This window comes from Micromonospora sp. DT48, assembly GCF_049844495.1.
Classification (GTDB): domain Bacteria; phylum Actinomycetota; class Actinomycetes; order Mycobacteriales; family Micromonosporaceae; genus Micromonospora.
Window position 1 is genome coordinate 88741 of record NZ_JBNCLE010000012.1, and the last position, 26367, is coordinate 115107.

Below are 26367 nucleotides of genomic sequence, written 5' to 3' on the forward strand. Positions count from 1 at the left end.
GTCGGTACGACTCGGGGTAGCGTCCACGGATGACTTCGCCAGGCTCCCTCGGTGCCGAGCGGGCCGACGCCGTCGTCGTCGGTGCCGGACACAACGGACTGGTCGCCGCGAACCTGCTGGCCGACGCGGGCTGGGACGTGCTGGTGTTGGAGGCGACCGAGGTGCCCGGCGGGGCGGTGCGGTCGGCGCAGGTGACCGCACCCGGCTACCTCAGCGATCTGTTCAGCTCGTTCTACCCGCTCGGCTTCGCCTCACCCGTGCTGCGCGGGCTCGACCTGACCCGCTACGGGCTCGCCTGGCGGCACGCCCCGGACGTGCTGGCCCACCTGTTCCCCGACGACCGGGCGGCCGTGCTCAACCGCGACCCCGACGTCACGGCGGCGTCGCTGGAGACCTTCGCCCCCGGCGACGGCGAGCGCTGGCTGGCCGCGTACGCGCAGTGGCAGCAGGTCGCCGACCCGATGATGGCTCTGATCACCACCCCGTTCCCGCCGGTACGCGGCGGACTCGACCTGCTGCGCCGGCTGCGGGTCGGCGGCTCACTGCGGCTGGCCCGGCGGCTGGTGCTGCCGGTGGGTCGGCTCGGCGGGGAACTGTTCGACGGCGCCGGTGGACCGGCGTTGCTGGCCGGTTGCGCCCTGCACACGGATCTGTCCACCCAGGAGGCCGGATCCGGCGTCTACGGTTGGCTGCTCGCCATGCTCGGGCAACAGGTCGGCTGGCCGGTGCCGGAGGGCGGCGCGCAGAAGATCACCGACGCGCTGGTGGCCCGGTTGACCGAGCGCGGTGGGCGGATCGTCTACGGCGCCCGGGTGGAGCGGATCCTCACCGCCCGGGGCCGGGCGATGGGGGTGCGTACCGTCGGCGGCACCGACTGGCGGGCCCGGCGCGCCGTGCTCGCCGACGTTCCCGCTCCCGCGTTGTACCTGGACCTGGTCGGTCCCGCCGGGCTGCCGCCGCGCCTGGTGGCCGACCTGGAGCACTTCCGCTGGGACGGGTCGACCCTGAAGGTGGACTGGGCGCTGTCCGCGCCGATGCCCTGGACGAACCGTCGGCTGGCCACTGCCGGCACCGTGCACCTGGGGGCGGACCTCAACGGGTTGACCGGCTACGCCGCCAAGCTGGCCCAGGGTGAGCTGCCCGCCGATCCGTTCCTGCTGGTGGGGCAGATGACGGTGGCCGATCCGAGCCACTCGCCGCCGGGCACCGAGTCCCTCTGGTCGTACACCCATCTGCCGTTTCGCCGCCACTGGCGTTCCGACGACGTCCTGGCCCACGTGGAGCGGATGGAGGCGGTGCTGGAGGCTGCCGCGCCCGGCTTCCGTGCCCTGGTGGTGGGCCGGCACGTGGCCGGACCGGCCGAGTTGGAACAGGCCAACCCGAGCCTGGTCGGCGGCGCGTTGGGTGGTGGCACCGCCGCCCCCTACCAGCAGTTGTTCCTCCGGCCGGTGCCCGGCCTCGGTCGTGCCGACACCCCGGTGGACCGGCTCTTCCTGGCCAGCGCGTCGGCACATCCCGGCGGCGGGGTGCACGGGGCGCCCGGCGCGAACGCCGCCCGTGCCGCCCTGGCCCGCGACCGGGCCCTCACCGGCGGGTGGTACCGACGCGCGATGGCCACCGCCCACCGGGCGGTGTACGCGTGAGCGGGCCGGTCAGGGCCCGATGTTGCGGTGCCGGGTGCGCAGCTTGAACGGCATCAACGCGCTCTCGATCTTGGTGGCGGTGGTCATCTTCGACGCGCCGTCGCGCCGCTCCTCGAACCGGATCGGCACCTCCAGGATGGTGTGCCCCAGCTTGGTGGCGAGGTAGTGCATCTCGACCTGGAAGCTGTAACCGTTGGACTGCACCCGCTCCAGGCCGATGTCGCGCAGCGCGTCGGCCCGCCAGATCTTGAAACCGGCGGTGAGGTCCCGGATCCGTACCCGCAGCAGCGTGTGCACGTACAGGTTCGCCCAGCCGCTGAGCGCCCGCCGGTACAGCGGCCAGTTCTCGTCCAGCTCCCCGCCGGGCACGTAGCGTGACCCGATGACCACGCCGGCCTGAGTGGACAGCAGGGCACCGAGCATTCCCGGCAGGGCCTCCGGTGGGTGGGACAGGTCGGCGTCCATCTGTGCCACGTACTCGGCCCCGCCGTCGAGGGCCCGGCCGATTCCGTCCACGTACGCCCGGCCGAGACCCTCCTTGCCGGGCCGGTGCACGACCTGTACCCGCTCCGGATGCTCTATGGCGAGTTTGTCGGCGACCTCGCCGGTGCCGTCGGGGGAGTTGTCGTCGGCGACCAGGATCTTCAGGCCGGGAAGGGGCAGCGCGAGGAGACGCTCGACCAGCACCGGCAGGTTGCCTGCCTCGTTGTAGGTCGGGACCACGACGGTCAGGCGCACGTCCCGCCACGGCGAGGGTAACTGGACGGGTTCGATCATGGGGGACATCCTCGGTCTGCGGACAGGGCTACTGAGAGCGTAGCTACTTGTCCCTTCCGGGGGGAAATGGCTCCCCTGGCGCAGCGCCCCGCGCTCAGCCCGGCGACTTCTGCCGACGGGCGATGTCGGCGAGCCGGTTCAGGGTCTCCTTGTTGCGTTGGTGCAGCACCAGGTCGTTGATTTTGGTGCGGATCCAGCGCAGCGGCCCGGCGGCGAAGTCCTCGGCCAGCCTCACCCGGGTCGTGTCCGAGCCGACCGGTTCCAGGGTGAAGACCACGACGGCCTCCCCGGCCGGCCAGAGTTGGACGCGGAGCACGAGCTTGCGCTCCGGTTCACAGGCCAGCACCACCGAGCAGTCCTCCAGGGAGAACGGCCAGGGCCCGGCCCGGTGGTGCAGCCGGGTGCCGACCCGGGGCCACTCCTCGTCCACGTCGCGCATGTGGGCGGTGCCCACCACCCAGTCGCTGTAGGTCCACCCGTCCGCGAGCACCGCCCACACCTGCCGGGCCGGGGCCTCGATTACTTGCTCCACAACCGCCACCGCCCCTCGGTACCCGGCGCACGGCCCCGGCTAACGGGTGGGCCGGGTTAGCTTCTCGGCGACCGCGGGTAAGGCCATCGCGGGCGGCCGAGTGGGTGCCGTCGGCGCGCGGTATCGCCGACCGCGTCGCGGGTGACGTTTACTCACCGGGGCGCAGGGAACCCGCCGCCCGTGCGACAGGACCAGGAGGAGCCGGATCAGCGCAGGTCAGCCGGGGTGCTGGCCGATCCCGGCCGGGTCATGTCCCGCCCGATCCTGTTCGACGCGGTGCTGCTGGACCGAGACGGCACCCTGGTCGAGGACGTGCCGTACAACTCGGATCCGGACAAGGTGCGGCCGATGCCGGGGGCCCGCGCGGCGCTGGACCGGCTGCGGGCGGCCGGGCTGAAACTCGCCGTGGTGACCAACCAGTCCGGGCTGGCCCGGGGGCTGTTCACCGAGCGGCAACTGGACCAGGTGCACCGCCGCATCGAGGACCTGCTCGGCCCGTTCGACTCCTGGCAGGTGTGTCCGCACGACGACGGGGACGACTGCGCGTGCCGGAAGCCGAGACCGGGCCTGGTGTACGCCGCCGCCCGAGCGTTGGGCACCGTACCCACCCGCTGCGTCATGATCGGTGACATCGGCCGGGACGTCACGGCGGCGCTGGCCGCCGGTGCCGCCGGGGTGCTGGTTCCGACGCCGGTGACCCGCGCCGAGGAGGTGGCGGCAGCCCCCTGGGTGGCCGCCGATCTGCCCTCGGCCGTCACGGAGATCCTGCGCCGCCAGGCGGCGCTGAGCCCGGCGGAGTCGGTGGCGCGGGCCGGTGCCACGGTCGCCCGCCGTGTTCGCGTCAAAGGTCCCGGCAACGGCCGCACGGTCCTGGTGGTGCGGTCGGACTCGGCGGGGGACGTGCTGGTGACCGGACCGGGAATCCGGGCGGTCGCCGCCGGGGCGCGGCGGGTGGTGCTGCTCTGCGGACCGCGCGGGCGGGCCGCCGCCGACCTGCTGCCCGGCGTCGACGAGGTGATCGAGCACCGGCTGCCCTGGATCGACCCGGCACCCGGACCGGTGGATCCGCAGGAGATGGCCGCCCTGGTCACCCGGTTGGCGGCGGTGGGCGCCGACGAGGCGGTCGTCTTCACCTCGTTCCACCAGTCGCCGTTGCCGTTGGCCCTGCTGCTGCGGATGGCCGGGGTCGCCCGGATCGCGGCGATCAGCGACGACTACCCGGGCAGCCTGCTGGACGTGCGCCACCGGGTACCGGTCGGTGTGCCGGAGGCCGAGCGGGCCCTCTCGCTGGCCGCCGCCGCCGGCTACGTGCTCGACGGCGACGACGAACCGCACCTGCGGCTGCGTCCGGTCCCACCGCCGCCGCCGGAGGCCGGCGAACCGGGCTACGTGGTGCTGCATCCCGGCTCGGCGGCCCAGGCCCGGGGGTGCCCGCCCGAGCTGGCCGAACGGATCGCCGAGGAACTGTGCGCCGCCGGGCACCGGGTGGTGGTCACCGGCGGCCCGCACGAGCGGGACCTCACCGCGCGGGTCGCCGGTCGGCACGGCCGGGACCTCGGTGGCCGGACCGACCTGGCCGAGTTGGCCGGGATCGTGGCCGCCGCCGGTGCGGTGGTGGTCGGCAACACCGGGCCGGCGCACCTGGCCGCCGCGTACGGCGTGCCGGTGGTCAGCCTCTTCGCCCCCACCGTCCCGTTCGGCCAGTGGGGGCCGTGGCGGGTGCCGACGGTACGCCTCGGCGACGCCACCGCCGCCTGCCGGGACACCCGCGCCGCACGGTGTCCGGTACCCGGGCACCCCTGTCTCAGCGGCGTCGAGCCGGCCGCCGTCCTCGACGCGTTGCGGCTGTTGGGCGTACCGCCGGACCGGCCGGCCACCGGCTCGACCGGATCGCGGGCAACCCCCGAGGTGGCCACCGTCGGCGGTGGGGGCGGCCGATGAACATCCTGCTCTGGCACGTGCACGGGTCCTGGACCACCTCGTTCGTGCACGGCAAGCACCGGTATCTGATCCCGGCCACCCCGGACCGGGGACCGTACGGGCTGGGCCGGGCCCGGACCTACACCTGGCCGGAGAGCGCCGCGGAGGTGAGCCCGGAGCAGTTGCGTACCGCCGAGGTCGACGTGGTGATCCTGCAACGTCCCGAGGAACTCGACCTGGCGCAGCAGTGGCTCGGTCGCCGCCCTGGCCGGGACCTGCCGGCGATCTATGTGGAGCACAACACGCCGAAGGACGGTCAGGTCCCCAACAGCCGCCACCCGATGGCCGACCGGGACGACCTGCTCATCGCCCACGTGACGGCCTTCAACGAGCTGTTCTGGGACACCGGCGCGACCCGTACCACCGTCGTCGACCACGGCATCGTGACGCCGACGGCGACCTGGACCGGTGAACTCGACCGGCTGGCCGTCGTGATCAACGAGCCGGTACGCCGCTGGCGGGTCACCGGCACCGACCTGCTGCCCCGGTTCGCCGAGATCGCCCCGCTGGACGTCTTCGGCATGAAGGTGGCCGGGCTGGCCGAGCACCTCGGTCTGCCGGCCGACCGGCTGACCAGCCACGACGACGTGCCACAACACCGGATGCACGCCGAGTTGGCGCGCCGCCGGGCGTACCTGCACCTGTGCCGGTGGACGTCGCTAGGGCTGAGCCTGATCGAGGCGATGACGATGGGCATGCCGGTGGTGGCGCTGGCCACCACCGAGGCGGTGATGGCGGTCCCGCCGGGCGCCGGTGCCCTCGCCACCCGGGTGGACGTGCTGCTGGAGGCCGCCGAACGCCTCGTCACGGACCCACAGCGGGCGGCCCGCGCGGGCGCGCAGGCCCGCGTCGCCGCCCGCGAACGGTACGGCCTCGACCGATTCCTCACCGACTGGGACCGGCTGCTGGAGGAGGAAGTATGCGGATAGCGATGATCTCGGAGCACGCCAGCCCGCTCGCCATCCTGGGCGGTGAGGACGCCGGTGGCCAGAACACGCACGTGGCGGAGCTCTCCGCCGCGCTCGCCGCCGCCGGACACGACGTCCGGGTCTACACCCGCCGCGACGCGGTGGACCTACCGGTGACCGTCCGTAGTCCGGACGGTTACGACGTGGTGCACGTCCCGGCCGGTCCGGCCGAGCCGGTGGCGAAGGACGCGTTGCTGCCGCACATGCGCCCGTTCGGGGCCTGGCTGATGGACCGGTGGCGAGGCGGCGACTGGACCCCCGAGGTGGTCCACGCGCACTTCTGGATGAGTGGGCTGGCCGCGCTGGAGGCCGGCCGGCGCACCGGGGTGCCGGTGGTGCAGACGTTCCACGCGCTCGGCACGGTGAAACGGCGTCACCAGGGCGTGCAGGACACCAGCCCGGCCCGGCGGATCAGCTACGAGCGCCACCTGGGCCGCTCGGTGGACCGGGTCGTCGCCCAGTGCCGTGACGAGGTCGGCGAGCTGGTCCGGATGGGCGTGCCCCGCTCGGCGATGACCGTCATCCCGTCCGGGGTGAACCTGACCACGTTCGCCCCGCTCGGCCCGGCCGCCGAGCGGGAACCTGATCGGCCCCGGATCCTCACCGTGGGTCGGCTGGTGGAACGCAAGGGCTTCCAGACGGTGGTCCGGGCGATGGCGCACGTGCCCGAGGCCGAGTGCGTGGTGGTCGGTGGCCCACCGGCCGGTCTGCTGGAGACCGACCCGTACGCCCGGCGGTTGCGGGCGCTCGCCGGTAGCTGCGGCGTCGCCGACCGGGTCCGCCTGGTCGGCGCGGTGCCCCGGGAGGAGATGGGGCGCTGGTACCGCTCGGCGGACATCCTGGTCGCCGCGCCCTGGTACGAGCCGTTCGGGCTGACCCCGCTGGAGGCGATGGCGTGCGGGGTTCCCGTGGTGGCCACCGCCGTCGGTGGCCTGCGGGACACGGTGGTCGACGGCGTGACCGGGGACCTGGTGCCGGCGCGGGACCCGAGGGCGCTGGGGGAGGCGCTGCGGGCGCTGCTCGACGATCGGATCCGCCGGTTCGCGTACGCGGGCGCGGCGCGCGCCCGAGCCCGCCGGCACTACTCGTGGGAGGTCACCGCCCAGCGCCTCGCCGAGGTGTACGACGAGGTGGTCGCCGTGCACCGACCCACCCGGGTGGTGGCCTGATGAGTCTGCTCGACGCGCACCTGGCACACCTGACCGCGGCGCTGCCGCCGTTCCGGCGCTGCGAGCCACTGCTCGCCCGGTGGGGCGCGACGCTGGCCCGGCGGCTCACCGACGGCGGTCGGCTGCTCGTCGCCGGCAACGGCGGCAGCGCGGCCGAGGCCCAGCACCTGACCGCCGAACTGGTCGGCAAGCTGCGCGACGACCGGCAGCCGTTCTCCGCCATCGCGCTGCACGCCGAGACGTCGGCGTTGACCGCGATCGGCAACGACTACGGCTACGCGGAGGTCTTCGCCCGGCAGGTCCGCGCGCACGGCCGACCCGACGACGTCCTGCTGCTGCTGTCCACCAGCGGCGGCAGCGGCAACCTGCTCGCCGCCGCGCGGGCCGGTCGGGAGGCGGGGCTGCGGTGCTGGGCGTTCACCGGGCCGACGCCGAACCCGCTCGCCGAGGCGTGTCACGAGGTGCTCGCCGTGGACTCCCCGGACACCCAGGTGGTCCAGGAACTGCACCTGGTCTCCAGCCACCTGCTCTGCGAATACGTCGAGCAGGCGATGGCGGAGCAGCCGGCGGTCGGCGCGGCCGACGTGGTGCGGGCCGGTGTCGAGGTGGTGCTGGACGGCGACGCCGTCCGGCCGGTGCAGGCGTGAGGAGGCAAGCGTGACGGGACCCGTGGTGGTGGTCGGCGACACCCTGCTCGACCGGGACGTCGAGGGTGTGGTCAACCGGCTCTGTCCGGACTCGCCGGTGCCCGTGCTCGACGAGATCGCGCACGTGGACCGGCCCGGCGGGGCCGGCCTCTCCGCCGTGTTCGCCGCCGCGCAGGGTGCCGAGGTGGTGCTGGTGACCGCGTTGGCCGACGACGCCGGTGGGGCTCGGCTGAGCGTCCTGCTCGCCGCCGCCGGGGTACAGGTCTATCCGCTGCGGCTGACCGGTGCGACCCCCGAGAAGATCCGCCTGCGCTCCGCTGGTCGGGTGCTGCTGCGCCACGACCGGGGCGGCGGGGTGGGGGAGTTGGGGGAGCCGAGCGACGCCGTGCTGCGGGTGCTGGAGCGGGCGTCGGTGGTGCTGGTCAGCGACTACGGCCGGGCGGTGGCGCGGCATCCGGCGCTGCGGGCGGCCCTGGCGTCGATCCGCGCCCCGCTGGTGTGGGATCCGCACCCCCGGGGGCCCGCCGCAGTGCCCGGGGCGAACCTGGTCACCCCGAACGAGGCCGAGGTGCGGGAGCTGATGGAGGCACCGATCGGCGCCACCCGACTGGCCACCGCCGCCGAGGGGGCGCAACGGCTGCGGCAGCGCTGGCGGGCGGGTGCGGTCGCGGTGACGCTCGGTGCCGACGGCGCGTTGCTCAGCCATACCGCGTCGACTCCGCTGATGGTGCCCGCTCCGGTGGCCGCCGAGGGGGACACCTGCGGTGCGGGTGACCGCTTCGCCGTCGCCGCCGGTCTCGCGTTGGCCCGTGGGGCGTTGGTCTCCGAGGCGGTGCAGGAGGCGGTGGCGCAGGCTTCGGCGTACGTGGCGGACGGCGGTGTGGCGACCGCCCTGCCGACGGCGGTACGGCGTGCGCCGCAGGCGGTGCACGCGGCGGTGGCCGGCGATCGGGTCGGGGTGGCCGCGTCCGCCGCCGTGGTCGCTCGGGTCCGGGCCGCCGGGGGGACGGTCGTGGCGACCGGTGGCTGCTTCGACCTGCTGCACGCCGGCCACGTGGCGACGTTGCAGGCCGCCCGGCAGCTCGGTGACTGCCTGGTCGTCTGTCTCAACTCCGATGCCAGCGTCGCCGGGCTCAAGGGGCCGGGTCGTCCGGTGATGCGTCAGGACGACCGCAGTCGGCTACTGGCCGCGCTGAGCTGCGTCGACGCGGTGATGATCTTCGACGAGCCGACGCCGGAGGCGGCATTGTCCTGGCTGCGTCCGGACATCTGGGTCAAGGGTGGGGACTACGCCACCGGCGGTGGTGACGGCACCGACCTCCCGGAGGCGGCGCTCTTGCGTCGATGGGGCGGGCACACGGTGGTGGTGCCCTATCTGGACGGTCGCTCCACCACCGAGCTGATCGCCGCGAGCGCCGACCGCAGCATCCTGGAGGTTCGTCGGTGAGTGCGAGGAGTGAGCCGGTGTTGCGAGCCCCGCAGTCGCGAACGGAGGTTTCCGGGTGAGTGCGAGGAGTGAGCCGGTGTTGCGAGCCCCGCAGTCGCGAACGGAGGTTTCCCGGTGAGTGCGAGGAGTGGGTCGGGTACCGGGCGGACGGTGCTGGTCACCGGGGGGTCCAGTGGACTGGGCGCGGCCGTGGTGGCGGCGGTGGCCGCCACCGGTGGTCGGCCCCTGGTGCTGGACCGGCAGGCGCCGGCGGACGGGGTGCCCTGGGTGGAGTGCGACCTGGCGGACACCCGTGGCGCGGAGGCCGCCACCCGCCAGCTGGCCGAGCAGGCGGGCGGGCTGGACGGCGTGGTCACCGCCGCCGGCATCGACGTGCCCGGTCGGCTCGCCGACGTGCCCGGCGAGACCTGGGACCGGATCGTCGCCGTCGACCTGCTGGCCACCGCCGCGGTGATCCGGGCCGCGTTGCCGTTCCTGACGGCCTCCCGGGGCACCGTCGTGACGGTGGCCTCCACGCTCGGTGTCAAGGCGGTCAGCGATGCGACGGCGTACTGCGCGGCGAAGTTCGGGGTGGTCGGGTTCACCCGGGCGCTCGCCGCCGAACTGGCCGGTTCGGTCGGTGTCACGCTGCTCGTCCCGGGTGGGATGCGGACGGCCTTCTTCGACGAGCGTGACGCGCAGTACCGGCCCGGTCCGGACGCGATCCTCAACGATCCGGCCGACACCGCTGCCGCGGTGATGTTCGCGCTGTCCCAGCCGGCCGGCTGCGCGATCCGCGAGATGGTGGTCTGCGCCGATCAGGAGACGTCGTACCCGTGATCCTGGCCTTGCGTGCCCTCGGCGTCGGTGACCTCGCCACTGCGGTCCCGGCGTTGCGGGCGTTGCGGGCGGCCTACCCGGACGAGCGGTTGGTGCTCGCCGCGCCGGCCTGGCTCGGTCCGCTCGTCGAGCTGGTCGGCGGGGTGGACGAGCTGCTGCCCACCGCCGACCTGACGCGGCTGGACCGCCCCGGTGGGCGGGTGACGGTGGCGGTGAATCTGCACGGCCAGGGGCCGCAGTCGCACCGGCTGTTGGCGGCGGTACGCCCCGGCCGACTGCTCGCGTTCGCCAACGCCGAGGCGGCGCACGTCGACGGGCCGCCGTGGCACGATGACGAGCACGAGGTGTCGCGCTGGTGCCGGCTGCTGCGCGGGTACGGGATCGTGGCCGATCCGGGCGACCTGGATCTGCGTCGGCCGGACGCAGCGGTGACGGCCAGCGGTGTCACGGTGCTGCATCCCGGCTCGAAGGAGCGGGCCAAGCGCTGGCCGGCGGACCGGTTCGCGGCTCTGGCCCGGGAGCTGACCGGGCGGGGACACCGGGTGGTGGTGACCGGCAGCGCGGCGGAGCGGGCGCTGGCGGCCGGTATCGCGTACCAGGCCGGGTTGCCCGCCGCCTCGGTGCTGGCCGGCCGGACGGACCTGGCCCGGCTCGCCGCGCTGATCGCCGGTGCGCGCCTGGTGGTCAGCGGGGACACCGGCGTGGCGCATCTGGCCACCGGTTACCGCACCCCGTCGGTGGTGTTGTTCGGTCCGGTCCCGCCCGCCCGGTGGGGGCCGCCGCCGGAACGTCGACGACACCGGGTGCTCTGGGCCGGTGCGCGGGCATGGCCGGACTGGGACGGGGTAGGTGACCATCCCACGATGGTCGCTCTCGGGGTGGACGAGGTGCTGGCCGCCGTCGACGACGTGGAGCGGGTGGTGCGGGGGGACCGTGCGGTTGCGGCGTAGCGATCCGAGTCGGCCCGGGTACCGGCGGCGTCGGCGCGGTAGCGGCTGGTCGTTCCTGGACCCGCGCGGCGAGCCGGTACGCGATCCCGACGAGTTGGCCCGCCTGCGGGCACTGGTCATCCCGCCGGCCTGGCAGGAGGTGTGGATCTCGCCGTATCCCAACGGGCACATCCAGGCCATCGGCGTCGACGCGGCCGGTCGCCGACAGTACCTCTACCACCCGATGTGGCGGCAGCGGCAGGACGAGGCGAAGTTCGACCACGTGCTGGAGGTGGCGGGTCGGCTCCCGGTGTTGCGCGAGCGGGTCGGCCACGACCTGACGGTGCGGGGGCTGCGCCGGGAGCGGGTGCTGGCCACGGTGACCCGACTGCTGGACATGGGCGCCTTCCGGGTCGGCAGCGACCAGTACGCGGCGGGCGACGATCCCACGTTCGGGGTGGCGACCCTGCGCCCGGAGCACGCCCGGCTGCGCCGGGGCTGCGTGCTGTTCGAGTTTCCGGCCAAGGGCGGCATCGAGCAGGCACGGTTGATCACCGATCCGCAGTTGTGCCGGGTGCTGACCGACCTGCGGCGGCGTCGCCGGGCGGCTGACCGGTTGTTCGGCTACTGGGACGGGCGGCAGTGGCGCGACGTCCGGGCCGACGAGGTCAACGACTATCTCCGTGAGGCCAGCGGCGGTGAGATGACCGCGAAGGACTTCCGTACCTGGCATGCGACGGTACGGGCGGCGACGGAGCTGTCCGCGCTCGCCTCCGCCCGGTCGGCCACCGCCCGCCGTCGGGCGGTGGCGTCGGTGATGCGGCAGGTGGCGGAGCTGTTGGGTAACACGCCGACGGTGGCTCGGGCGTCGTATGTGGATCCGAGGGTGGTGGACCTGTTCCACGACGGTGTGGTCGCCCCGGTGCCCGAGGGGACCTCTGCGGAGCAGGCCGAACGGGCGGTGTTGACCCTGTTGACGCGGGGCTGACCGGGGGCGTCAATCGTCGGCGGACGTACCGTCACCGGCGGGGTCGGCCGCCTCCTCGGCCCGTTTCTCGATCATCGCGGCCACGCCGTCGAGGATCCGGCCCAGCCCGAACCGCCACTCGAGGTCGATGTCGCCGTCGTCGTGATCGTCGCCCTCGGCCAGCAGTTCGTGGATCGCCGGGTAGGGGCCGGAGCCGGTGACCCTGGCGAGGTGATGCCAGTAACGCTGGCCGACCTGCTCGGGCGTCTGCCCGGTGCGGGCGGCGGCCTCGGCGATGTCGGCGGTGAGCGTGGCCCAGCTGCGGGCGTACCCGCTGACCAGCATGATCACGGAGATCCGTTCGTTGGCCCGTAGGTGGGTGCCGCGCAGCGCGGCGAGACCGTACTCCATCCACCGCACCTGGTTCGGGGTGATGGGTGGCCCGCTGATCGGCACGTGCCGCATCCAGGGTTGTCGGCGCAGCGCCGCGACGTTGCCCTCGCCCCATCGCGCCAGTGCCGGCCGCCACCCCTCGTCGGCGCCGCGCGGGGCCGGTGGCGGACCGAAGGCGGTGTCCACCATGAGGTCGAGCAGGTCCTGTTTGGTCGGCACGTACCGGTACAGCGACATGGTCGCCACGCCCAACTCGCCGGCCACCCGGCTCATCGACACCGCCGCCAGCCCTTCGGCCTGGGCGATCTGGATGCCGGCGGCGACGACCTGTTCGAGGCTGAGGCTGCGTTTCGGGCCACGGCTCGGGTGGTCGCGAAGGCCCCAGGCGAACGCCACGTTCTCGGGCAGCTCGACGTCGGGTTCGTCCACTCCACCTCCCACACCGGCGTTGACCGCCAGCATAACTTCTGCGTATTGTCTACGCATATAAGCGTATGGCATACACAGATTACGGGTTGTGGTAATGGTGCATGGGCCGCCAGCGGTCGAACTCGTCGACCTGCGCAAGTCCTTCGCAGACCTCGTCGTGCTCGACGGGCTGACCCTGCGGGTACCCACCGGCGGGGTGCACGCCCTGCTGGGTCAGAACGGGGCCGGCAAGACCACCACGGTGCGGATCCTGGCGACGCTGACCCGGCCGGATTCGGGTACCGCCCGGGTCGCCGGGCACGACGTGGTGCGTGAGCGACGACGGGTACGCCGCACGATCAGCCTCGCCGGACAACACGCGGCGCTCGACGACACGCAGACCGGCGTGGAGAACCTGACCATGCTGGCCCGGCTCGCCGGGTTACGGGCACCGGCGGCCCGGGCCCGCGCTGCGGCGCTACTGGACCGCTTCGACCTGGCCGACGCCGCCCGGCGGCGGGTGATGACGTACTCCGGCGGGATGCGCCGCCGCCTCGACCTGGCGGCCAGCCTGGTCGGCTCCCCGTCGGTGATCTTCCTGGACGAGCCCACCACCGGCCTGGACCCGCGCAGTCGGCAGGCGCTGTGGGAGGTGATCGGCGAGCTGGCCGACGCCGGGGTGACGGTGCTGCTCACCACGCAGTACCTGGAGGAGGCCGACCGCCTCGCCGACCAGATCATGGTGCTGCACGGCGGCGGACTCGTCGCCGAGGGGACGGCCACCGACCTCAAACGCCGCTTCGGTGCCCAGCGGTTGGAGCTGACCTGGCGCGACGCCGCCGCGCTCGCCGAGGCGGCGCGGCGGTTGGGCGACCGCGTCACCCACCGCGAGCCCGCCCGGCTGGCGTTGTCGGTGGCCACCGACGGCAGCGCCCCACAGGTCCGCAGCCTGCTCGACGAGGTCGACCCGTCCCGGGACGCAGTGGTCCGGTTCACCGTCCGGGAGGCCACCCTCGACGACGTCTTCTTCACCCTGACCGGGCGACCGAGCCCCGAGCGGGAGGTGGCCGGTGTCTGAGCTGACCCTGCGCCCGACGCACACCGCCGTGATGATCGGCAGGTGCCTGCGACTGTCCAGCCGCAACATCGACGCGCTGCTCACCTCGCTGCTGCTGCCGGTGATCCTGATGGTGCTCTTCGTCTATCTCTTCGGCGGGGCGATCGAGACCGGCTCGGCGTACGTGACCTACGTGGTGCCCGGTGTGCTGCTGCTCTGCGCCGGCTTCGGTGCCGCCGGTACGGCGGTCAGCGTCACCATGGACCTGACCAACGGCATGATCGAACGGTTGCGCACCATGGACGTGGATGCCACCTCCATCCTCACCGGGCATGTGGTGGCGAGTGTGGCCCGCAACGCGGTGTCGACCGTGCTGGTGCTGGGGGTGGCCGTCGCCATCGGGTTCCGGCCGGCCGTCGCGCCGCTGCGCTGGCTGGCCGCGGCCGGGGTGCTGCTGCTGTTCCTGCTGGCGGTGTCCTGGCTGTCGGCGGCGTTCGGCCTGCTGGCCCGGACCCCGGAGGCCGCCAACGGCTACACCTTCCTGGTCATGTTCCTGCCCTATCCGAGCAGCGCCTTCGTGCCGGTCGAGACCATGCCCAGCTGGCTGCGTGGTTTCGCCGAGCACCAGCCGGTCACGCCGGTCATCGAGTCCCTGCGCGGGCTGTTGCTGGACACCCCGGTCGGTACCGCACCCACCCAGGCGGCGGCCTGGTGTGTCGGCCTGCTCGCCCTCGCCGTGCTGCTGTCCGGCGTGCTCTTCCGCCGTCGGCTCGCCTGACGCGCCCGCCCCGTTGCCGCGACGGTCGGTAGACCGTCACCGACAACGGGGCGGGCGGAGAGTCGCTCAGTCGTTGAGGACCTGGGCCAGCCGGTCGCGGAAGCGGCGCTCCGACGGACTGACCACGCTGCCGCCCAGGCCCAGCACGCCGCCGGTGCTGGCCGCGGTGACCACCTGATCGGCGATCTCCACCAGCCAGTGCCGGTACGCGCCCGCCTCGCCCTCGTCCACCTTGGCGGCCAGCAGGGCGGACGCCTCCTTGGCCCGGCCCAGCACGTCCTCGGCGTAGCCGCGCGGGTCTGCGGGCGCGATGAGCGGCAGCTCCTCACCGGCCTCCGGGTCACCGACCCGGCTGACGATCTCGCCGGCCACGGCGGCCACCAGCGGGCTGGCCGACTCCCGACCGCCGGAGATGGTCTCCAGGCCGGCGGCGCCCTCGGCCATCGTCGCCCGGGTGCCGTCGGACTCGGCGGCGCTCGCCGCGGTGAGCACCGACTGTGGCAGGCCGACCAACAGCCCCCACTCCTCGTCGGAGAAACCGAAACCGGTGTACGCCGGTTCTTCGATCACGACCCGCCCCTCCCGCTCGTCGTTCACGTCGTTGTCTGCTGCCGCCCACGCGGCCCGACCCGTCCCGTCGTCGGTGGCGAACCTCCAGTCGACGTGCCGTCCGGGGCGGCAGCGGCCGGCTCAGGTTAGTCCAGCGTCAACAACCCCTGTTCGGACACCACGCTGACCGACAGCGTCTTGTACCCGACCTCGTCGAACAGGACGGTCATCCGCCCTTCCTCGTAACTGAGCACCAGCCCGGAACCCCACTCGGCGTGCCGCACCTGGCTGTGTACGGGGAACGGGCCGACCGAGCCGTCGTCGGGCACGCTGGTGCCCGCGTGGCAGTTGTCGCAGTGCCCGCAGATCTCGGTCATCTGCTCGCCGAAGTAGGCCAGCAACGTCTGGCCCCGGCAGGCGGTGGTCTCAGCGAAGGCGCGCATCATGTCGGTACGCGACCGGGTCAGGCTCTGCTGCCGCTCCGCCTCGGTCACCGCTGCCGCCGCCGCGTCGACCGGTGTCGGGGCGTAGCGCGGCGCGCCGATCCGCTGTCCCGCGCGCTGCTGCGCGGCACCGATCTGCTCCAACAGGGCGAGGTACTGCCCGAGCTTGCGGGGGCCGAGCCCGGTCACCTCGCGCAGCTGCTTGCGGGTGGTGGGTTCCTGCCGCAGCACGGCGGCCAGATCGCGCAGCTCGGTGGCGTCGGGCAGGCCGCCGCTGAAGTAGCGCTGCAACCCGACGTCCTCGGCCTGCCACAGCAGCAGCACCCGGGCCGGTTGGCCGTCCCGACCGGCCCGGCCGATCTCCTGGAAGTAGCTGTCCGGCGAGTCGGGCAGTGCCATGTGCACCACCCAGGCGATGTTGGGTTTGTCGATGCCCATGCCGAAGGCCGAGGTCGCCACCATGATCGGCACCTGGTCGGCGAGGAACTCCTGGTGCAGCCGGGAGCGGGCGTTGGCCGCCATCCCACCGTGGTAGTACTGCGCGGGAAAGCCGGAATCGGTCAGCCGGGCGGCCAGCTCCTCGGCGGCGCGGCGGGTGGGCACGTAGATGATGCCGGGCCGCTTGTCCTCGCGCAGCAGGGCGATCAGCCGCCGCCACCGGTAGTCCTCGGTGGGGCAGTGCGCCACCTCCAGGAACAGGTTAGGCCGGTCCAGGCCGGACACCACGATCTCGGGTTTGCGCAACCGCAGCCGGCTGACGACGTCGTCGCGTACCGGTGGGGAGGCGGTGGCGGTCAGCGCCACCACCGGAGGCCGGCCGATGCCCTCGATGAGCTGCCCGAGGGCGAGATAGTCCGGGCGGAAGTCGTGACCCCAGGCGGAGATGCAGTGCGCCTCGTCGATCGCCACCAACGCCGGCCGCAGGGCGCGGACCTCGGCCATCCGGTCGGGGTTGGCCAGCTGCTCCGGGGTGATGAAGAGGAACTCCGCCCGCCCGTCGCGGATCTCGGCGATCGCCTCGGCCTGCTGGGCCGCCGTCTCGTCGGAGCTGATCCGGACCGCGCGCAGCTCTGCTCGCTGCCGCTCGTTGAGCGCGGCGATCTGGTCCTGCTGGAGCGCCAGCAGCGGTGAGATCACCACGGTCGGGCCGGGGATCAGGCTGGCCGGGATCTGGTAGATCGCGGACTTGCCGGCGCCGGTGGGCAGCACCACCAGGGCGTCGCGGCGGCGCATCACGGCCCGCATCGCGGCCAACTGGTTGGGCCGCAGGGCGGTCCAACCGAACAGGCTGCGCGCGGCTCGGCGCAACGACATCGAGTGCGTGGTCAGCTTCATCGAAGGCCGCAGGTACCCGGGTGGCTCCGCGCCGAAACCCGAGTCGATCAACTCGCCGTCGACCGGAACCTTCGCCGCTCGGCGGCGTCCTCGGGCCGCTGCCGCTCCGTCACCCCGCTCGCTCGCGCCCCGATCTCCCGCCCGCCGGAACGCGGCGTCGCGATCATGGACAGTTGCCGTTAGCCGCTAACGGAAACCGTCCAAGATTTCCTTGGTGGGCGCTGCTGCGCGGGGGAGCGGCGTCGCGCGGTGGTTGGGCGTGGGTAGCTCCGGGCGGTTCAGCGACGGAACATCGCGCGGATGGCGAGGAGCAGGAACAGGCCGCCGACGACCAGGCCGAGCAGGCGTACGCCGGGGATGTCGGCCGCGCTCGTCGCGTCGGCCAGCAGGAGGGGGTCCATACCCGCACTGTCGCGGGACAGCGCCCCCAAGGCAACTGTAAGGTTTATTGACTATTGCGTGGCGCGGTGTGACCATGTCTGCACCGCCAGGTGGCGGGGGAGTCCACGGCGGAAAACTGCGGGGGGTACGGCGCCGAATGAGTGAGCGAGTCGAGCGCAACGGTCAGCTGGCGACTCTGGCGGCCACGGTCCTACAGCCCGGTTTCGTCGGCACCGTCCCGCCCGCCTGGATCCGCCGTTGGCTCGGCGACGGGCTCGGCTCGGTGGTGCTGTTCAGCCGCAACATCGTCGATCCCAACCAGGTGGCCGCGCTCACCGCCGCGCTGCGCGCGGAGCGTCCGGACGTGATCGTCGCCATCGACGAGGAGGCCGGTGACGTCACCCGGGTCGAATCCGGGCGGGGCAGCTCCCGTCCGGGCAACCTGGCACTCGGCGCGGTCGACGACCCGGCCCTCACCGAGGAGGTGGCCCGCGACCTCGGCGAGGAACTCGCCGCCGTCGGGATCACCCTGAACTACGCGCCGGACGTCGACGTCAACTCCAATCCGGACAACCCGGTGATCGGCGTCCGGTCGTTCGGTGCCGACGCACCCCTGGTCGCCCGGCACACCACCGCCTGGGTACGCGGCCTCCAGGCCGGTGGTGTCGCCGCCTGCGCGAAGCACTTTCCGGGCCACGGTGACACCCGCGTCGACTCCCACCACGCCCTGCCCCGCATCGACGCCGACCGGGCCCGGTTGCACGCCGTCGAGCTGGCCCCGTTCCGGGCCGCCGTGGCGGCGGGCGTCCAGGCGGTGATGACCGGACACCTGCTGGTGCCGGCCCTGGACCCGGATCTGCCGGCGACCCTGAGCGACCGGATCCTGGGCGGCCTGCTGCGCGAGGAGCTGGGCTTCGAAGGGGTCGTGGTGACCGACGCGGTGGAGATGCGCGCGGTGTCGGGCCGCTACGGTCTGGCCGGTGCGGCGGTACGTGCCCTCGCCGCCGGGGCCGACGCGATCTGCGTCGGCGGCGAGCACGCCGACGAGGAGACCGCCCGTCATCTGCGTGACGCCATCGTCGACGCGGTCGTCGCCGGTGAACTGCCGGAGGAGCGGTTGGCCGAGGCGGCCAAGCGGGTCGGGCAGCTCGCGGCCTGGACGGTGGCGGCCCGTGCCACCGGCACGCGGACCGTCCGGGCCGGTGCCGGTTCGACGATCGGGCTGGCGGCGGCCCGGCTCGCCGTCCGGGTCACCACCGCCGACCCCACCGCCGACCGGGTGCCGTTGGTCGCCCCGGCGCACGTGGTGGAGTTCCAGCCGCCACACAACATCGCGATCGGGTCGGAAACCCCGTGGGGGGTGGCGGCGCCGCTGGCCGCCCTCGTGCCGGGCACCACCAGCGTCCGGTACGCCGAGAATTCAGTGCCGGTCGACCCGGCCGCCGGTGCCGTCGGCCGACCGCTGGTGTTGGTGGTGCGGGACCTGCACCGGCACGCCTGGATGCGGGACGCGGTCGACCGGGCGCTCGCCGTCCGCCCCGACGCGGTGGTCGTCGAGCTCGGGGTACCCGCGCTGGTCACCGGGGCGGTGCACATCGCCACCCACGGCGCCACCCGGGCCGCCGGTCGGGCCGCCGCCGAGCTGCTCGCCGGCGGGCCGGTCAGTCCGAGCTGGTGAGCAGGTCGGCGTACTCCGGGTGGCGTTCGATGAAGGCGGCCATGAACGGGCAGCGCGGCACCACCCGCTGGCCCCGTTCGCGGACCTGGTCGAGGGTGCTGCGCATCAGCGCCGCGCCGACCCCCATGTTCTGGAACGTCGAGTCCACCTCGGTGTGGGTGAAGATCAGCACCCCGTCCCGGGGCAGGTACGCGGTGAAGCCCGCGAACGCGTTGTCGACCAGGATCTCGAAGCGGTGTTTGGCGGGATTGTCCTCAACCAGCATGCTCACCCCTGCATTGTCCACCGACCTGCGGCCGGGCCGGTCGGTTCGCCAGGGTCTCGTACGCTGAACGCCGTGACGAATCGACTCCTCGCCCGTAACACCTCCGGCCGCGTGGCCGGGCTGCTGACCGGTCTCGCGCTCAGCGCGGCGCTGCTGACCGGTTGCAGCTCGGAAGGGGCCAGCACCAACTGCGGGCTGGACGCCTGCACAGTGACCTTCGACCGGGGCGTGGACGCCCGAGCCAGCATCCTCGGGGTCGAGGCCCGACTCGTCGAGGCGCAGGACGACGTGGTCACCATCGAGGTCGGCGGGGAGCAGCTGTCACTCACCGTCGGTCAGCAGGCGGCTGACGTCGGTGGGCTCGCGGTCACCCTGGACAGCGTCACCGATTCCGAGGTGAAGGTCCGCATCGCGCGTAACGGCGCCTGACGCGAGCCGAGCGGCCGGCACGTTTGGAAAACCTCGCGTTCGGAGATTGAGGCGCCATGTCTCTTACCCGGAACGCCGAAGCCACCGCTGCCCGTACGGCCGACAGCCGGTGGCTGGAACTCCTCGCCCGGGCCGGTTTCATCGGCTACGGGATCGTGCACCTGCTGTTCGGCTGGCTGGCGCTGCAAATCGCGTTCGGCAACTCGTCCGACGACGGCGACCAGTCCGGCGCGCTGCGTACCCTCGCCGCGCAACCCATGGGCAAGTTCGTGGTCATCGCCATCGCCGTGGGCATGGTCGCCATGGCGATCTGGCAGGCCCTCGAGGCGGCGGTCGGGCACCGCACCGAGCGGGGCAACGACCGGACCAAGGAACGGGTCGTCTCCGCCGCCCGGGCCGTCATCTACCTCTGGCTGGCCTGGACCGCCTGGAAGGTCTTCTCGAACGCCAACTCCGACAGCGCCTCCCAGCAGGAGGAGCTCACCGCCCGGATGATGGAGTCCACCGGTGGCCGGTGGCTGATCGGTCTCGCCGGCCTGGCGCTCATCGGGGTCGGCGTCGGGATGGCCATCTACGGGGCCAAGAAGAAGTTCATGAAGCGGCTGAAGACCGGCGAGATGAACGCCAAGACCACCCAGCTCGCCCGGCGGCTCGGCATGGCCGGCTACCTCTCCCGGGGCAGCGCGTTCGCGGTCACCGGTCTGCTGGTCGTGCTCGCCGCGGTGAACTACGACCCGGAGAAGGCACGGGGCCTGGACGCCGCCCTGCGCACGCTGCGGGACCAGCCGTTCGGCACCTTCCTGCTCATCCTCGTCGCGCTCGGCATCGCCGCCTTCGGCGCGTACTGCTTCGTCCAGTCCCGCTACCGCAAGGTATGACCTTCTCCTCCGCAGGCCCCCCGACGGTGGCCGGCGACGGCGATCCGAGGCACGATAGCCCCTTTGCCGGATCTTGATCGCCTGTAAGCCGGACACCGTCGGGGGTCGCCCGTCGGGTCGGAAGGAGAAACACACACGTGCACAGCTACCTCGTGACGGTCGTCGCCGCGCTCGCCGGGGCGGCGATCGCCCTTGCCGTGGTGGAGGTGGCGCATCGCCTCACCCGCCGGTGGGGTCGCCGATCGCTACTGCTGACCGAGTTGGCCGAGCACTCGCACCGAGCGTTCCAGGTCGCCACCACCGTTCTCGCGGTGCAGTTCGCCGTCCGCTTCAGCACCGGGTACGCGGTCGGCACCGCCTGGCGTCAGGCGTTGCTGCATCTGCTGCTCCTCGCCGTCATCGCGGCCGTGGCCTGGCTGGTCGCCTCGCTGCTGGTGGTGGTGGAGGACACCGCGCTGGCCCGGTTCCGGGTGGACGTGCCGGACAACCGGCACGCCCGGCGGGTGCGCACCCAGGTGGTGATGCTGCGTCGGGTGACGATCGTGGTGATCGTCGTGCTGACCCTCGGCGTGATGCTGATGACCTTCCCCGCCGTGCGGGGCATCGGCGCCGGTGTGCTGACCAGTGCCGGTCTGGTCGGTGTCGTCGCCGCCCTGGCCGCGCAGAGCCTGCTGGGCAACGTCTTCGCCGGTCTGCAACTCGCCTTCAGCGACGCGGTGCGCCTGGACGACGTGGTGGTGGTCGAGGGGGAGTGGGGTCGGATCGAGGAGCTGACGCTCAGCTACGTGGTGGTCCAGATCTGGGACGACCGGCGGCTGATCCTGCCCACCTCCTACTTCACCAGCACACCGTTCCAGAACTGGACCCGTACCGAGGCGGCGGTCCTGGGCACCGCCGAGTTCGAGGTCGACTGGTCGGTCCCGGTGCAGGCCATGCGGGAGGAGTTGCGCCGCATGGTGGAGAGCACCGAGCTGTGGGACGGCCGGGTCTGCGTCCTGCAGGTCACCGACGCCACCGGCGGCATGATCAAGATTCGGGCGCTGGTGAGCGCCGCCAACGCGGGCGCGCTGTGGGACCTGCGGTGCCGGGTGCGGGAGCACCTGGTCGCGTGGATCCGCGACCACCGACCCACCGCGATGCCCCGGCTGCGTACCGAGGTCGGCGATGCCGGAGGCGACCTGCCGTGGCAGTGGGTGCGGCCCCGACCCTCGACGCGCCGCCGCACCGAGGCCGAGGTCCCCGACGACGCCCGGCTCTTCGGCGGCAGCGACGACGGCGAGGCCCGCAACGAAGCCTTCGTCGGCCCCGACGAGACCGGCGACCTTCGGGAGCCCGCCGAACCTCGCCGCTGAGCATCTCGTTATCCACTCGGATGTGGAGGTTTGGCGCGCCGTTTGGCGGGGACGTGCTGCCCGACACTTCTGCCCCCTTTTTCGGGAACAGGATTGACGAGCGGCGACTCCGGGCATACAGCGCGGTGATGACGAGAGGGGGACAGCATGGCTGACGTGGCGAACGCCCACACGTCCCACAACGGGCGTACACCCCACATTGGGCGTACCTCCCACAACGGGACCGAGCCGTCCACCGCCGAACTGGTCCAGCGGGCGACGGAGCAGGTCTCGCGCCTGGTCCGGGACGAACTCGCGCTGGCCCGCGCCGAGCTGACCGAGAAGGGCAAACAGGCCGGCATCGGCGTCGGTCTGTTCGCCGGGGGCGGCGCGCTCGCCTTCTTCGGTCTGGGAGCCCTGGTGACCGCCGCGATCCTCCTGCTGGCCCTGGTGCTGCCGGCCTGGGCGGCCGCCCTGATCGTGGCGGTGGCCCTGTTCCTGGTCGCCGGGGTGTTCGCGCTGATCGGCAAGCGCCGGGTCAGTCGCGCGGTCCCACCGGTGCCCGAGGCGACCGTGCGCAGCCTGCGGGCCGACGTCGACGTGGTCAGCGCTGCGGTGAAGGACAGGGGACGGGCATGACAGGCAACGGTACGGGCGACACCGAGGCGCTGCGGGAGGAGATCCGGCGCACCCGGGTGGAACTGGGCGAGACGATGGAGGCGCTGGCCGCCAAGGCGGACGTGAAGAAGCGGCTGCTCTCCTCGGCGGACCAGGCCCGGGAACGGGTACGCGAGCAGGCCGCGTTGACAGTCGCCCGGGTGCGCGCCCAGGCTGGTCTCGACCTTCAGCAGGGACGGACCCGGCAGGGCCCGACGCCGTTCATCGCACTCGCGGCCGGCGCGCTCGCCGCCGCCGTGGTGTTGATGATCATTAGAGGGAGGCGTGGGTGAGCAAGGGAATCGGCAAGGTCGCCTACAGACCGGTGGGCGTGCTGATGGGTTTCGCCGCCGGTGCGATCGCGGGCGCGGTCTTCCGCCAGGTGTGGAAGATGACCGCCGGTGACGGTGAGGCGCCCAACCCGACCGACGAGGACCGCCGGTGGGGCGAGATCCTCGCGGCAGCCGCCTTGCAGGGCGCCATCTTCTCCGTCGTACGCGCTGCGGTGGACCGGGGTGGCGCGGTCGGTGTACGCCGGTTGACCGGTCGTTGGCCGGACTGAAGTGCGCTGGCAAGGCCCTCTCACCAGGTCTCGGTGAGGGGGCCTTTTGCCTTATTCAGCGCCGCCGCGCGACCGATCTGACGCATCCGTCAGGTCACATGTCGGAGAATTTCGTCCGGTAGGCTGTGCAGAGTTTTTGCGTACGTGGTTTGCTGTTCCACGCTGTTGAGAGATGGCGTGGGTTGAGAGAAGTCTCCTTCACCGGGGGCCGCCTCAGGCACCGCTGCTCGAAAACGGCCAACCGGCCGCACGGTGTGCTCGGCCGCCAGTTTTAGAAGGAGATACACATGGCGCAGGGAACCGTGAAGTGGTTCAACGCTGACAAGGGCTTCGGCTTCATCACCGTCGACGGCGGGGGTGCTGACGTGTTCGTCCACTTCTCGGCCATCCAGACCAGCGGCTACCGCACGCTGGAGGAGAACCAGCGGGTGGAGTTCGAAATCGCCCAGGGCCAGAAGGGTCCGCAGGCCGAGCAGGTCCGCCCCCTCTGAGGCACCGGTCGGCGACCGCCGGCCAGTGGCGAGGCAGTCCCCGAATCAGTGCGAAGCCCCGCGTCCCGACGGACGCGGGGCTTTCCGCATCATGCGTCAACGACGGTTGCGGGCGCGTACGCCGAGCCAGAGCAACACCAATCCGACCAGCACCAGCAGCGGTCCGATGACCGCCCAGACACGCTGGTCGGTCATCACGCTGCCCTCGACGTAGCCGAGGCCCTGCACCGTCCAGACCGCGCCCACGACGACGGCCAGCAGGCCGAGGGTGAGCCGGAACCAGCCGCTCATCGCGGTCTCCCTCTGTTGTGGCCCGCCGCCGGGCGTGCCGCCGTCAGGTCCGCCGTCTGGCCCGCCACCGGCGGGGCCGCCGCTCACCATCGGTGGTGCACCTGGGGGCGGATCAGGTCGTCGTAGACCGCCGCCACCTCGGCGAGTTCCTGGGTGGACAGTGGTGGTTGACCGGCCACGGCGGCGTTGTCGCGGGCCTGGGCCGCGTCGCGGGCACCGGGGATGACGACCGTGACGCCCGGCTGGTCGAGCACCCAGCGCAACGCGAACTGGGCCATCGTGCGCTCCTCGCCCACCAGCGGGGCGATCCGCCGTACGGCGGCCAGACCGGTGCCGAAGTCCACGCCGGAGAAGGTCTCGCCGACGTCGAACGCCGCACCGTGCCGGTTGTAGGTGCGGTGGTCGTCCGCGGCGAAGGTGGTGTGCTCGTCGTACCGGCCGGAGAGCAGCCCACTGGCCAGCGGGACGCGGGCGATGATGCCGACCCCGGCGGCCGAGGCGGCCGGCAACACCCGTTCGAGCGGCTTGTGGCGCAACGCGTTGAGGATGATCTGCACACTGGTCACCCCGGGCCGGGCGATCGCGGCCAGCGCCTCGTCGCAGGTCTCGACGCTGACGCCGTACGCGGCGATCCGCTTCTCGGCCACCAGGGTGTCGAGGGCGTCGTAGACCTCGTCGGTGGTGAAGACGGCCGTCGGCGGGCAGTGCAGCTGCACCAGGTCCAACGTGTCCACGCCGAGGTTCGCCCGGGACCGGTCGGTCCACCGGCGGAAGTTGTCCAGGGTGTACGCCTCGGGTGTCTGCGCCACCCGCCGGCCCATCTTGGTCGCCACGGTCAGCCGGGCGTCGGGGTGGGCCGCCAGGAACCGCCCGATCAGCTGTTCGCTGCGCCCGTCGCCGTATACGTCGGCGGTGTCGAGGAAGGTGACCCCGGCGTCGACCGCGGCGGCGAGCACCGCCATCGCGTCGTCCTCGGTCACCGTGCCCCAGTCGGCGCCGAGCTGCCAGGCGCCGAGCCCGACCACGCCGATCCGGCGGTCCATGCGGGGGAACGTGCGTTGCTCCATACGGTGAGCCTAGTGACCCCGCTCGCCGTGACCGGGAGCCGGGCCGCCCGCGACGGGACCGGCCGACCGCGCCGGGGCGCTGGTCACCGCCGCCCGCCCGGGGCGGCCTGGAAGACTACGGGTGTGCACCTGCCGCGCGACGCGGACCGACTTACGTGGGGCCGACCGCACCGGGCCGCGACCGGGCACCACCGGCCCGTCCGCTCCGGTGTCACGTCGCACCGAGGCGTACCCGATGCGTCACGGCCAGGCGCACGCCCCGTTCCGGCGGGTAATCCTCGTCGTCCATACCGGTTTCACCCAGGAGAACTCGTGACCGACCTGCGTTCCTTCATCGCCGGACTTCCGAAGGTGGAGCTGCACGTTCACCACGTCGGCTCCGCCTCACCCGACACCGTGGCCAAGCTGGCCGCCCGGCACGAGGGGCGCAGCCCCGTCCCGGCAGACCCGCAGCTGCTGGCCGAGTACTTCGTCTTCCGCGACTTCGCCCACTTCATCGAGTTGTACCTGAGCGTCGTGGACCTGATCCGAGACCCGGACGACGTCTGGATCCTCACCCACGAGGTGGCCCGGGAGCTGGCCCGCCAGCAGGTCCGCTACGCCGAGTTGACGGTGACGCCCTACTCGCACGTGCGACGCGGCATCCCGGCACCCGCGTTCTGCGAGGCGATCGAGGACGCCCGCAAGCGGGCCGCCGCCGACTTCGGCATCGAGCTGCGCTGGTGCTTCGACATTCCCGGCGAGGCGGGCCTGCCGGCGGCCGAGGAGACGCTGCGGATCGCGCTCGACCAGCGACCCGACGGGCTGATCAGCTTCGGCCTCGGTGGCCCGGAGCTCGGTGTACCGAGGCCGCAGTTCAAGCCGTACTTCGATCAGGCACGCGCGGCCGGGCTCCGCTCGGTGCCGCACGCCGGGGAGACCACCGGCCCGCAGACGATCTGGGACGCGCTGCGCGAGCTGGGTGCCGAACGTATCGGCCACGGCATCTCCGCCGCGCAGGACCCGGAACTGCTCGCCCATCTGGTGGAGCGCCGGATTCCGCTGGAGGTCTGCCCGACGTCGAACGTGCGTACCCGGGCGGTCGCCCACATCGACGAGCACCCGCTGCGCCGGTTGGTCGACGCCGGGGTGCTGGTGACCATCAACTCCGACGACCCGCCCATGTTCGGGACCACCCTGGACGACGAGTACGTGGTCGCCGCGCGCCTGCTCGACGTCGGTGAGGAGGGGGTGGCCGCGCTGGCCCGCAACGCGGTCTCCGTGTCCTTCCTTGACGAGCCCGGCAAGCAGCGGATCCTCGGGGAGATCGACACCTATCTCGCCGGTCGGCGCGGCTGACGCCGTCGGCACCGCTCAGGTGGCGCGCGGCGGGAGGAGGTGTGGGGGGACCGTGACTCCCGCCGCGCGCACAGTTCCACCAGCCGCGTGCGCTGGAAGCGACAGGCTGGTGGAACTGCTGGGTTCGCTGAGATCCTGACAGCCAGACCGGTCGGCGA

29 protein-coding genes are annotated in these 26367 nt (G+C 72.8%); 20 read left to right on the plus strand and 9 right to left on the minus strand.

Annotated features, from left to right (window positions below):
* Positions 1–29 precede the first annotated feature (29 nt).
* Complete coding sequence (locus ACLQ2S_RS16415; protein WP_425701985.1) at positions 30–1643, plus strand: phytoene desaturase family protein; 1614 nt, start codon at positions 30–32, stop codon at positions 1641–1643.
* Between the two features lie 9 nt (positions 1644–1652).
* Here ACLQ2S_RS16415 and ACLQ2S_RS16420 read toward each other — a convergent pair whose 3' ends face one another.
* Both ACLQ2S_RS16420 and ACLQ2S_RS16425 read right to left on the minus strand, forming a co-directional pair.
* Positions 1653–2420: a polyprenol monophosphomannose synthase gene (locus ACLQ2S_RS16420; RefSeq protein ID WP_155217872.1), complete on the minus strand. Its 768-nt coding sequence runs from the start codon at positions 2418–2420 to the stop codon at positions 1653–1655.
* Positions 2421–2514: 94 nt separating this feature from the next.
* Complete coding sequence (locus tag ACLQ2S_RS16425) at positions 2515–2961, minus strand: SRPBCC family protein (protein ID WP_309223203.1); 447 nt, start codon at positions 2959–2961, stop codon at positions 2515–2517.
* Positions 2962–3201: 240 nt separating this feature from the next.
* Between ACLQ2S_RS16425 and ACLQ2S_RS16430 the strand changes: the two genes are divergently transcribed.
* The 8 genes from ACLQ2S_RS16430 (at position 3202) to ACLQ2S_RS16465 (ending at position 11899) form a co-directional block, all read left to right on the plus strand.
* Positions 3202–4893 carry an HAD-IIIA family hydrolase gene (locus ACLQ2S_RS16430; RefSeq protein WP_155218114.1) on the plus strand — a complete coding sequence of 564 codons (1692 nt, stop codon included), beginning with the start codon at positions 3202–3204 and terminating at the stop codon, positions 4891–4893.
* A complete protein-coding gene (locus ACLQ2S_RS16435) occupies positions 4890–5861 on the plus strand; it encodes a glycosyltransferase (RefSeq protein ID WP_155217874.1) in 972 nt (323 codons plus the stop codon). The genes ACLQ2S_RS16430 and ACLQ2S_RS16435 overlap by 4 nt, the downstream gene beginning before the upstream one ends.
* On the plus strand, positions 5852–7069 hold the full coding sequence (locus ACLQ2S_RS16440) for a glycosyltransferase (RefSeq protein ID WP_425701986.1): 1218 nt from the start codon (positions 5852–5854) through the stop codon (positions 7067–7069). Before ACLQ2S_RS16435 ends, ACLQ2S_RS16440 begins: the two co-directional genes overlap by 10 nt.
* Positions 7069–7716: a D-sedoheptulose-7-phosphate isomerase gene (locus ACLQ2S_RS16445; RefSeq protein WP_425701987.1), complete on the plus strand. Its 648-nt coding sequence runs from the start codon at positions 7069–7071 to the stop codon at positions 7714–7716. Before ACLQ2S_RS16440 ends, ACLQ2S_RS16445 begins: the two co-directional genes overlap by 1 nt.
* A 10-nt stretch (positions 7717–7726) precedes the next feature.
* Positions 7727–9163, plus strand: a complete 1437-nt coding sequence (locus tag ACLQ2S_RS16450) for a PfkB family carbohydrate kinase (protein ID WP_309223204.1) — start codon at positions 7727–7729, stop codon at positions 9161–9163.
* Positions 9164–9277: 114 nt separating this feature from the next.
* A complete protein-coding gene (locus ACLQ2S_RS16455) occupies positions 9278–9982 on the plus strand; it encodes an SDR family oxidoreductase (protein WP_309223205.1) in 705 nt (234 codons plus the stop codon).
* Entirely contained in the window at positions 9979–10932 is a 954-nt protein-coding gene (locus ACLQ2S_RS16460; protein WP_309223206.1) for a glycosyltransferase family 9 protein, read from the plus strand. The genes ACLQ2S_RS16455 and ACLQ2S_RS16460 overlap by 4 nt, the downstream gene beginning before the upstream one ends.
* Positions 10916–11899 (plus strand): DNA topoisomerase IB, encoded by a 984-nt coding sequence (locus ACLQ2S_RS16465; protein WP_425701988.1) that lies wholly within the window; start codon positions 10916–10918, stop codon positions 11897–11899. Before ACLQ2S_RS16460 ends, ACLQ2S_RS16465 begins: the two co-directional genes overlap by 17 nt.
* Before the next feature lie 9 nt (positions 11900–11908).
* On the opposite strand, the gene ACLQ2S_RS16470 is transcribed toward ACLQ2S_RS16465, so the two are convergent.
* Positions 11909–12700: a TetR/AcrR family transcriptional regulator gene (locus ACLQ2S_RS16470; RefSeq protein ID WP_425701989.1), complete on the minus strand. Its 792-nt coding sequence runs from the start codon at positions 12698–12700 to the stop codon at positions 11909–11911.
* Between the two features lie 94 nt (positions 12701–12794).
* On the opposite strand from ACLQ2S_RS16470, the gene ACLQ2S_RS16475 reads away from it, so the two are divergent.
* Together ACLQ2S_RS16475 and ACLQ2S_RS16480 are read left to right on the plus strand one after the other, a co-directional pair.
* Complete coding sequence (locus ACLQ2S_RS16475; RefSeq protein ID WP_155217882.1) at positions 12795–13757, plus strand: ATP-binding cassette domain-containing protein; 963 nt, start codon at positions 12795–12797, stop codon at positions 13755–13757.
* On the plus strand, positions 13750–14514 hold the full coding sequence (locus ACLQ2S_RS16480) for an ABC transporter permease (RefSeq protein WP_425701990.1): 765 nt from the start codon (positions 13750–13752) through the stop codon (positions 14512–14514). Before ACLQ2S_RS16475 ends, ACLQ2S_RS16480 begins: the two co-directional genes overlap by 8 nt.
* Positions 14515–14580: 66 nt before the next feature.
* Here ACLQ2S_RS16480 and ACLQ2S_RS16485 read toward each other — a convergent pair whose 3' ends face one another.
* The 3 genes from ACLQ2S_RS16485 to ACLQ2S_RS16495 form a co-directional block, all read right to left on the minus strand.
* Positions 14581–15084, minus strand: a complete 504-nt coding sequence (locus tag ACLQ2S_RS16485) for a hypothetical protein (protein WP_309223279.1) — start codon at positions 15082–15084, stop codon at positions 14581–14583.
* A gap of 125 nt (positions 15085–15209) precedes the next feature.
* On the minus strand, positions 15210–16841 hold the full coding sequence (locus ACLQ2S_RS16490) for a RecQ family ATP-dependent DNA helicase (RefSeq protein WP_425701991.1): 1632 nt from the start codon (positions 16839–16841) through the stop codon (positions 15210–15212).
* Between the two features lie 278 nt (positions 16842–17119).
* Positions 17120–17242: a hypothetical protein gene (locus tag ACLQ2S_RS16495; RefSeq protein WP_255456639.1), complete on the minus strand. Its 123-nt coding sequence runs from the start codon at positions 17240–17242 to the stop codon at positions 17120–17122.
* Positions 17243–17379: 137 nt separating this feature from the next.
* Between ACLQ2S_RS16495 and ACLQ2S_RS16500 the strand changes: the two genes are divergently transcribed.
* Positions 17380–18900, plus strand: coding sequence for a glycoside hydrolase family 3 protein (locus tag ACLQ2S_RS16500; RefSeq protein ID WP_155217886.1), 1521 nt, complete (start codon positions 17380–17382; stop codon positions 18898–18900).
* On the opposite strand, the gene ACLQ2S_RS16505 is transcribed toward ACLQ2S_RS16500, so the two are convergent.
* Positions 18884–19165 carry a GNAT family N-acetyltransferase gene (locus ACLQ2S_RS16505; protein WP_155218121.1) on the minus strand — a complete coding sequence of 94 codons (282 nt, stop codon included), beginning with the start codon at positions 19163–19165 and terminating at the stop codon, positions 18884–18886. The two genes, ACLQ2S_RS16500 and ACLQ2S_RS16505, sit on opposite strands and share 17 nt — an antisense overlap.
* 72 nt (positions 19166–19237) lie before the next feature.
* Between ACLQ2S_RS16505 and ACLQ2S_RS16510 the strand changes: the two genes are divergently transcribed.
* The 7 genes from ACLQ2S_RS16510 (at position 19238) to ACLQ2S_RS16540 (ending at position 23513) form a co-directional block, all read left to right on the plus strand.
* Complete coding sequence (locus ACLQ2S_RS16510; RefSeq protein ID WP_309223210.1) at positions 19238–19594, plus strand: hypothetical protein; 357 nt, start codon at positions 19238–19240, stop codon at positions 19592–19594.
* Positions 19595–19650: 56 nt separating this feature from the next.
* Complete coding sequence (locus ACLQ2S_RS16515; RefSeq protein ID WP_425701992.1) at positions 19651–20472, plus strand: DUF1206 domain-containing protein; 822 nt, start codon at positions 19651–19653, stop codon at positions 20470–20472.
* Between the two features lie 137 nt (positions 20473–20609).
* On the plus strand, positions 20610–21824 hold the full coding sequence (locus ACLQ2S_RS16520) for a mechanosensitive ion channel family protein (protein WP_309223211.1): 1215 nt from the start codon (positions 20610–20612) through the stop codon (positions 21822–21824).
* 147 nt (positions 21825–21971) lie between these two features.
* Positions 21972–22442, plus strand: coding sequence for a phage holin family protein (locus ACLQ2S_RS16525; protein WP_155217890.1), 471 nt, complete (start codon positions 21972–21974; stop codon positions 22440–22442).
* Complete coding sequence (locus ACLQ2S_RS16530) at positions 22439–22753, plus strand: DUF3618 domain-containing protein (protein ID WP_155217892.1); 315 nt, start codon at positions 22439–22441, stop codon at positions 22751–22753. Before ACLQ2S_RS16525 ends, ACLQ2S_RS16530 begins: the two co-directional genes overlap by 4 nt.
* Positions 22750–23022, plus strand: a complete 273-nt coding sequence (locus ACLQ2S_RS16535; protein WP_309223212.1) for a DUF4235 domain-containing protein — start codon at positions 22750–22752, stop codon at positions 23020–23022. The genes ACLQ2S_RS16530 and ACLQ2S_RS16535 overlap by 4 nt, the downstream gene beginning before the upstream one ends.
* Before the next feature lie 287 nt (positions 23023–23309).
* Complete coding sequence (locus ACLQ2S_RS16540) at positions 23310–23513, plus strand: cold-shock protein (RefSeq protein ID WP_011905669.1); 204 nt, start codon at positions 23310–23312, stop codon at positions 23511–23513.
* A gap of 96 nt (positions 23514–23609) precedes the next feature.
* Here the strand turns inward: ACLQ2S_RS16540 and ACLQ2S_RS16545 are convergent, their stop codons facing one another.
* Complete coding sequence (locus ACLQ2S_RS16545) at positions 23610–23804, minus strand: hypothetical protein (RefSeq protein WP_155217894.1); 195 nt, start codon at positions 23802–23804, stop codon at positions 23610–23612.
* An 83-nt stretch (positions 23805–23887) separates the two neighbouring features.
* Positions 23888–24871: an aldo/keto reductase gene (locus ACLQ2S_RS16550; RefSeq protein WP_155217895.1), complete on the minus strand. Its 984-nt coding sequence runs from the start codon at positions 24869–24871 to the stop codon at positions 23888–23890.
* A 312-nt stretch (positions 24872–25183) separates the two neighbouring features.
* Here ACLQ2S_RS16550 and ACLQ2S_RS16555 point away from each other — a divergent pair, with 312 nt between their 5' ends.
* Positions 25184–26209: an adenosine deaminase gene (locus ACLQ2S_RS16555; protein ID WP_425701993.1), complete on the plus strand. Its 1026-nt coding sequence runs from the start codon at positions 25184–25186 to the stop codon at positions 26207–26209.
* Positions 26210–26367 lie beyond the last annotated feature (158 nt).

Bases quoted from the DNA above. Each gene is read 5' to 3' on its own strand.
- ACLQ2S_RS16415 (WP_425701985.1), top strand. From the start codon at position 30: ATGACTTCGCCAGGCTCCCTCGGTGCCGAGCGGGCCGACGCCGTCGTC.
- ACLQ2S_RS16420 (WP_155217872.1), bottom strand. From the start codon at position 2,420: ATGATCGAACCCGTCCAGTTACCCTCGCCGTGGCGGGACGTGCGCCTG.
- ACLQ2S_RS16430 (WP_155218114.1), top strand. From the start codon at position 3,202: ATGTCCCGCCCGATCCTGTTCGACGCGGTGCTGCTGGACCGAGACGGC.
- ACLQ2S_RS16435 (WP_155217874.1), top strand. From the start codon at position 4,890: ATGAACATCCTGCTCTGGCACGTGCACGGGTCCTGGACCACCTCGTTC.
- ACLQ2S_RS16440 (WP_425701986.1), top strand. From the start codon at position 5,852: ATGCGGATAGCGATGATCTCGGAGCACGCCAGCCCGCTCGCCATCCTG.
- ACLQ2S_RS16445 (WP_425701987.1), top strand. From the start codon at position 7,069: ATGAGTCTGCTCGACGCGCACCTGGCACACCTGACCGCGGCGCTGCCG.
- ACLQ2S_RS16475 (WP_155217882.1), top strand. From the start codon at position 12,795: ATGGTGCATGGGCCGCCAGCGGTCGAACTCGTCGACCTGCGCAAGTCC.
- ACLQ2S_RS16490 (WP_425701991.1), bottom strand. From the start codon at position 16,841: ATGAAGCTGACCACGCACTCGATGTCGTTGCGCCGAGCCGCGCGCAGC.
- ACLQ2S_RS16495 (WP_255456639.1), bottom strand. From the start codon at position 17,242: ATGGACCCCCTCCTGCTGGCCGACGCGACGAGCGCGGCCGACATCCCC.
- ACLQ2S_RS16500 (WP_155217886.1), top strand. From the start codon at position 17,380: ATGAGTGAGCGAGTCGAGCGCAACGGTCAGCTGGCGACTCTGGCGGCC.
- ACLQ2S_RS16505 (WP_155218121.1), bottom strand. From the start codon at position 19,165: ATGCTGGTTGAGGACAATCCCGCCAAACACCGCTTCGAGATCCTGGTC.
- ACLQ2S_RS16515 (WP_425701992.1), top strand. From the start codon at position 19,651: ATGTCTCTTACCCGGAACGCCGAAGCCACCGCTGCCCGTACGGCCGAC.
- ACLQ2S_RS16525 (WP_155217890.1), top strand. From the start codon at position 21,972: ATGGCTGACGTGGCGAACGCCCACACGTCCCACAACGGGCGTACACCC.
- ACLQ2S_RS16530 (WP_155217892.1), top strand. From the start codon at position 22,439: ATGACAGGCAACGGTACGGGCGACACCGAGGCGCTGCGGGAGGAGATC.
- ACLQ2S_RS16540 (WP_011905669.1), top strand. From the start codon at position 23,310: ATGGCGCAGGGAACCGTGAAGTGGTTCAACGCTGACAAGGGCTTCGGC.
- ACLQ2S_RS16545 (WP_155217894.1), bottom strand. From the start codon at position 23,804: ATGAGCGGCTGGTTCCGGCTCACCCTCGGCCTGCTGGCCGTCGTCGTG.
- ACLQ2S_RS16550 (WP_155217895.1), bottom strand. From the start codon at position 24,871: ATGGAGCAACGCACGTTCCCCCGCATGGACCGCCGGATCGGCGTGGTC.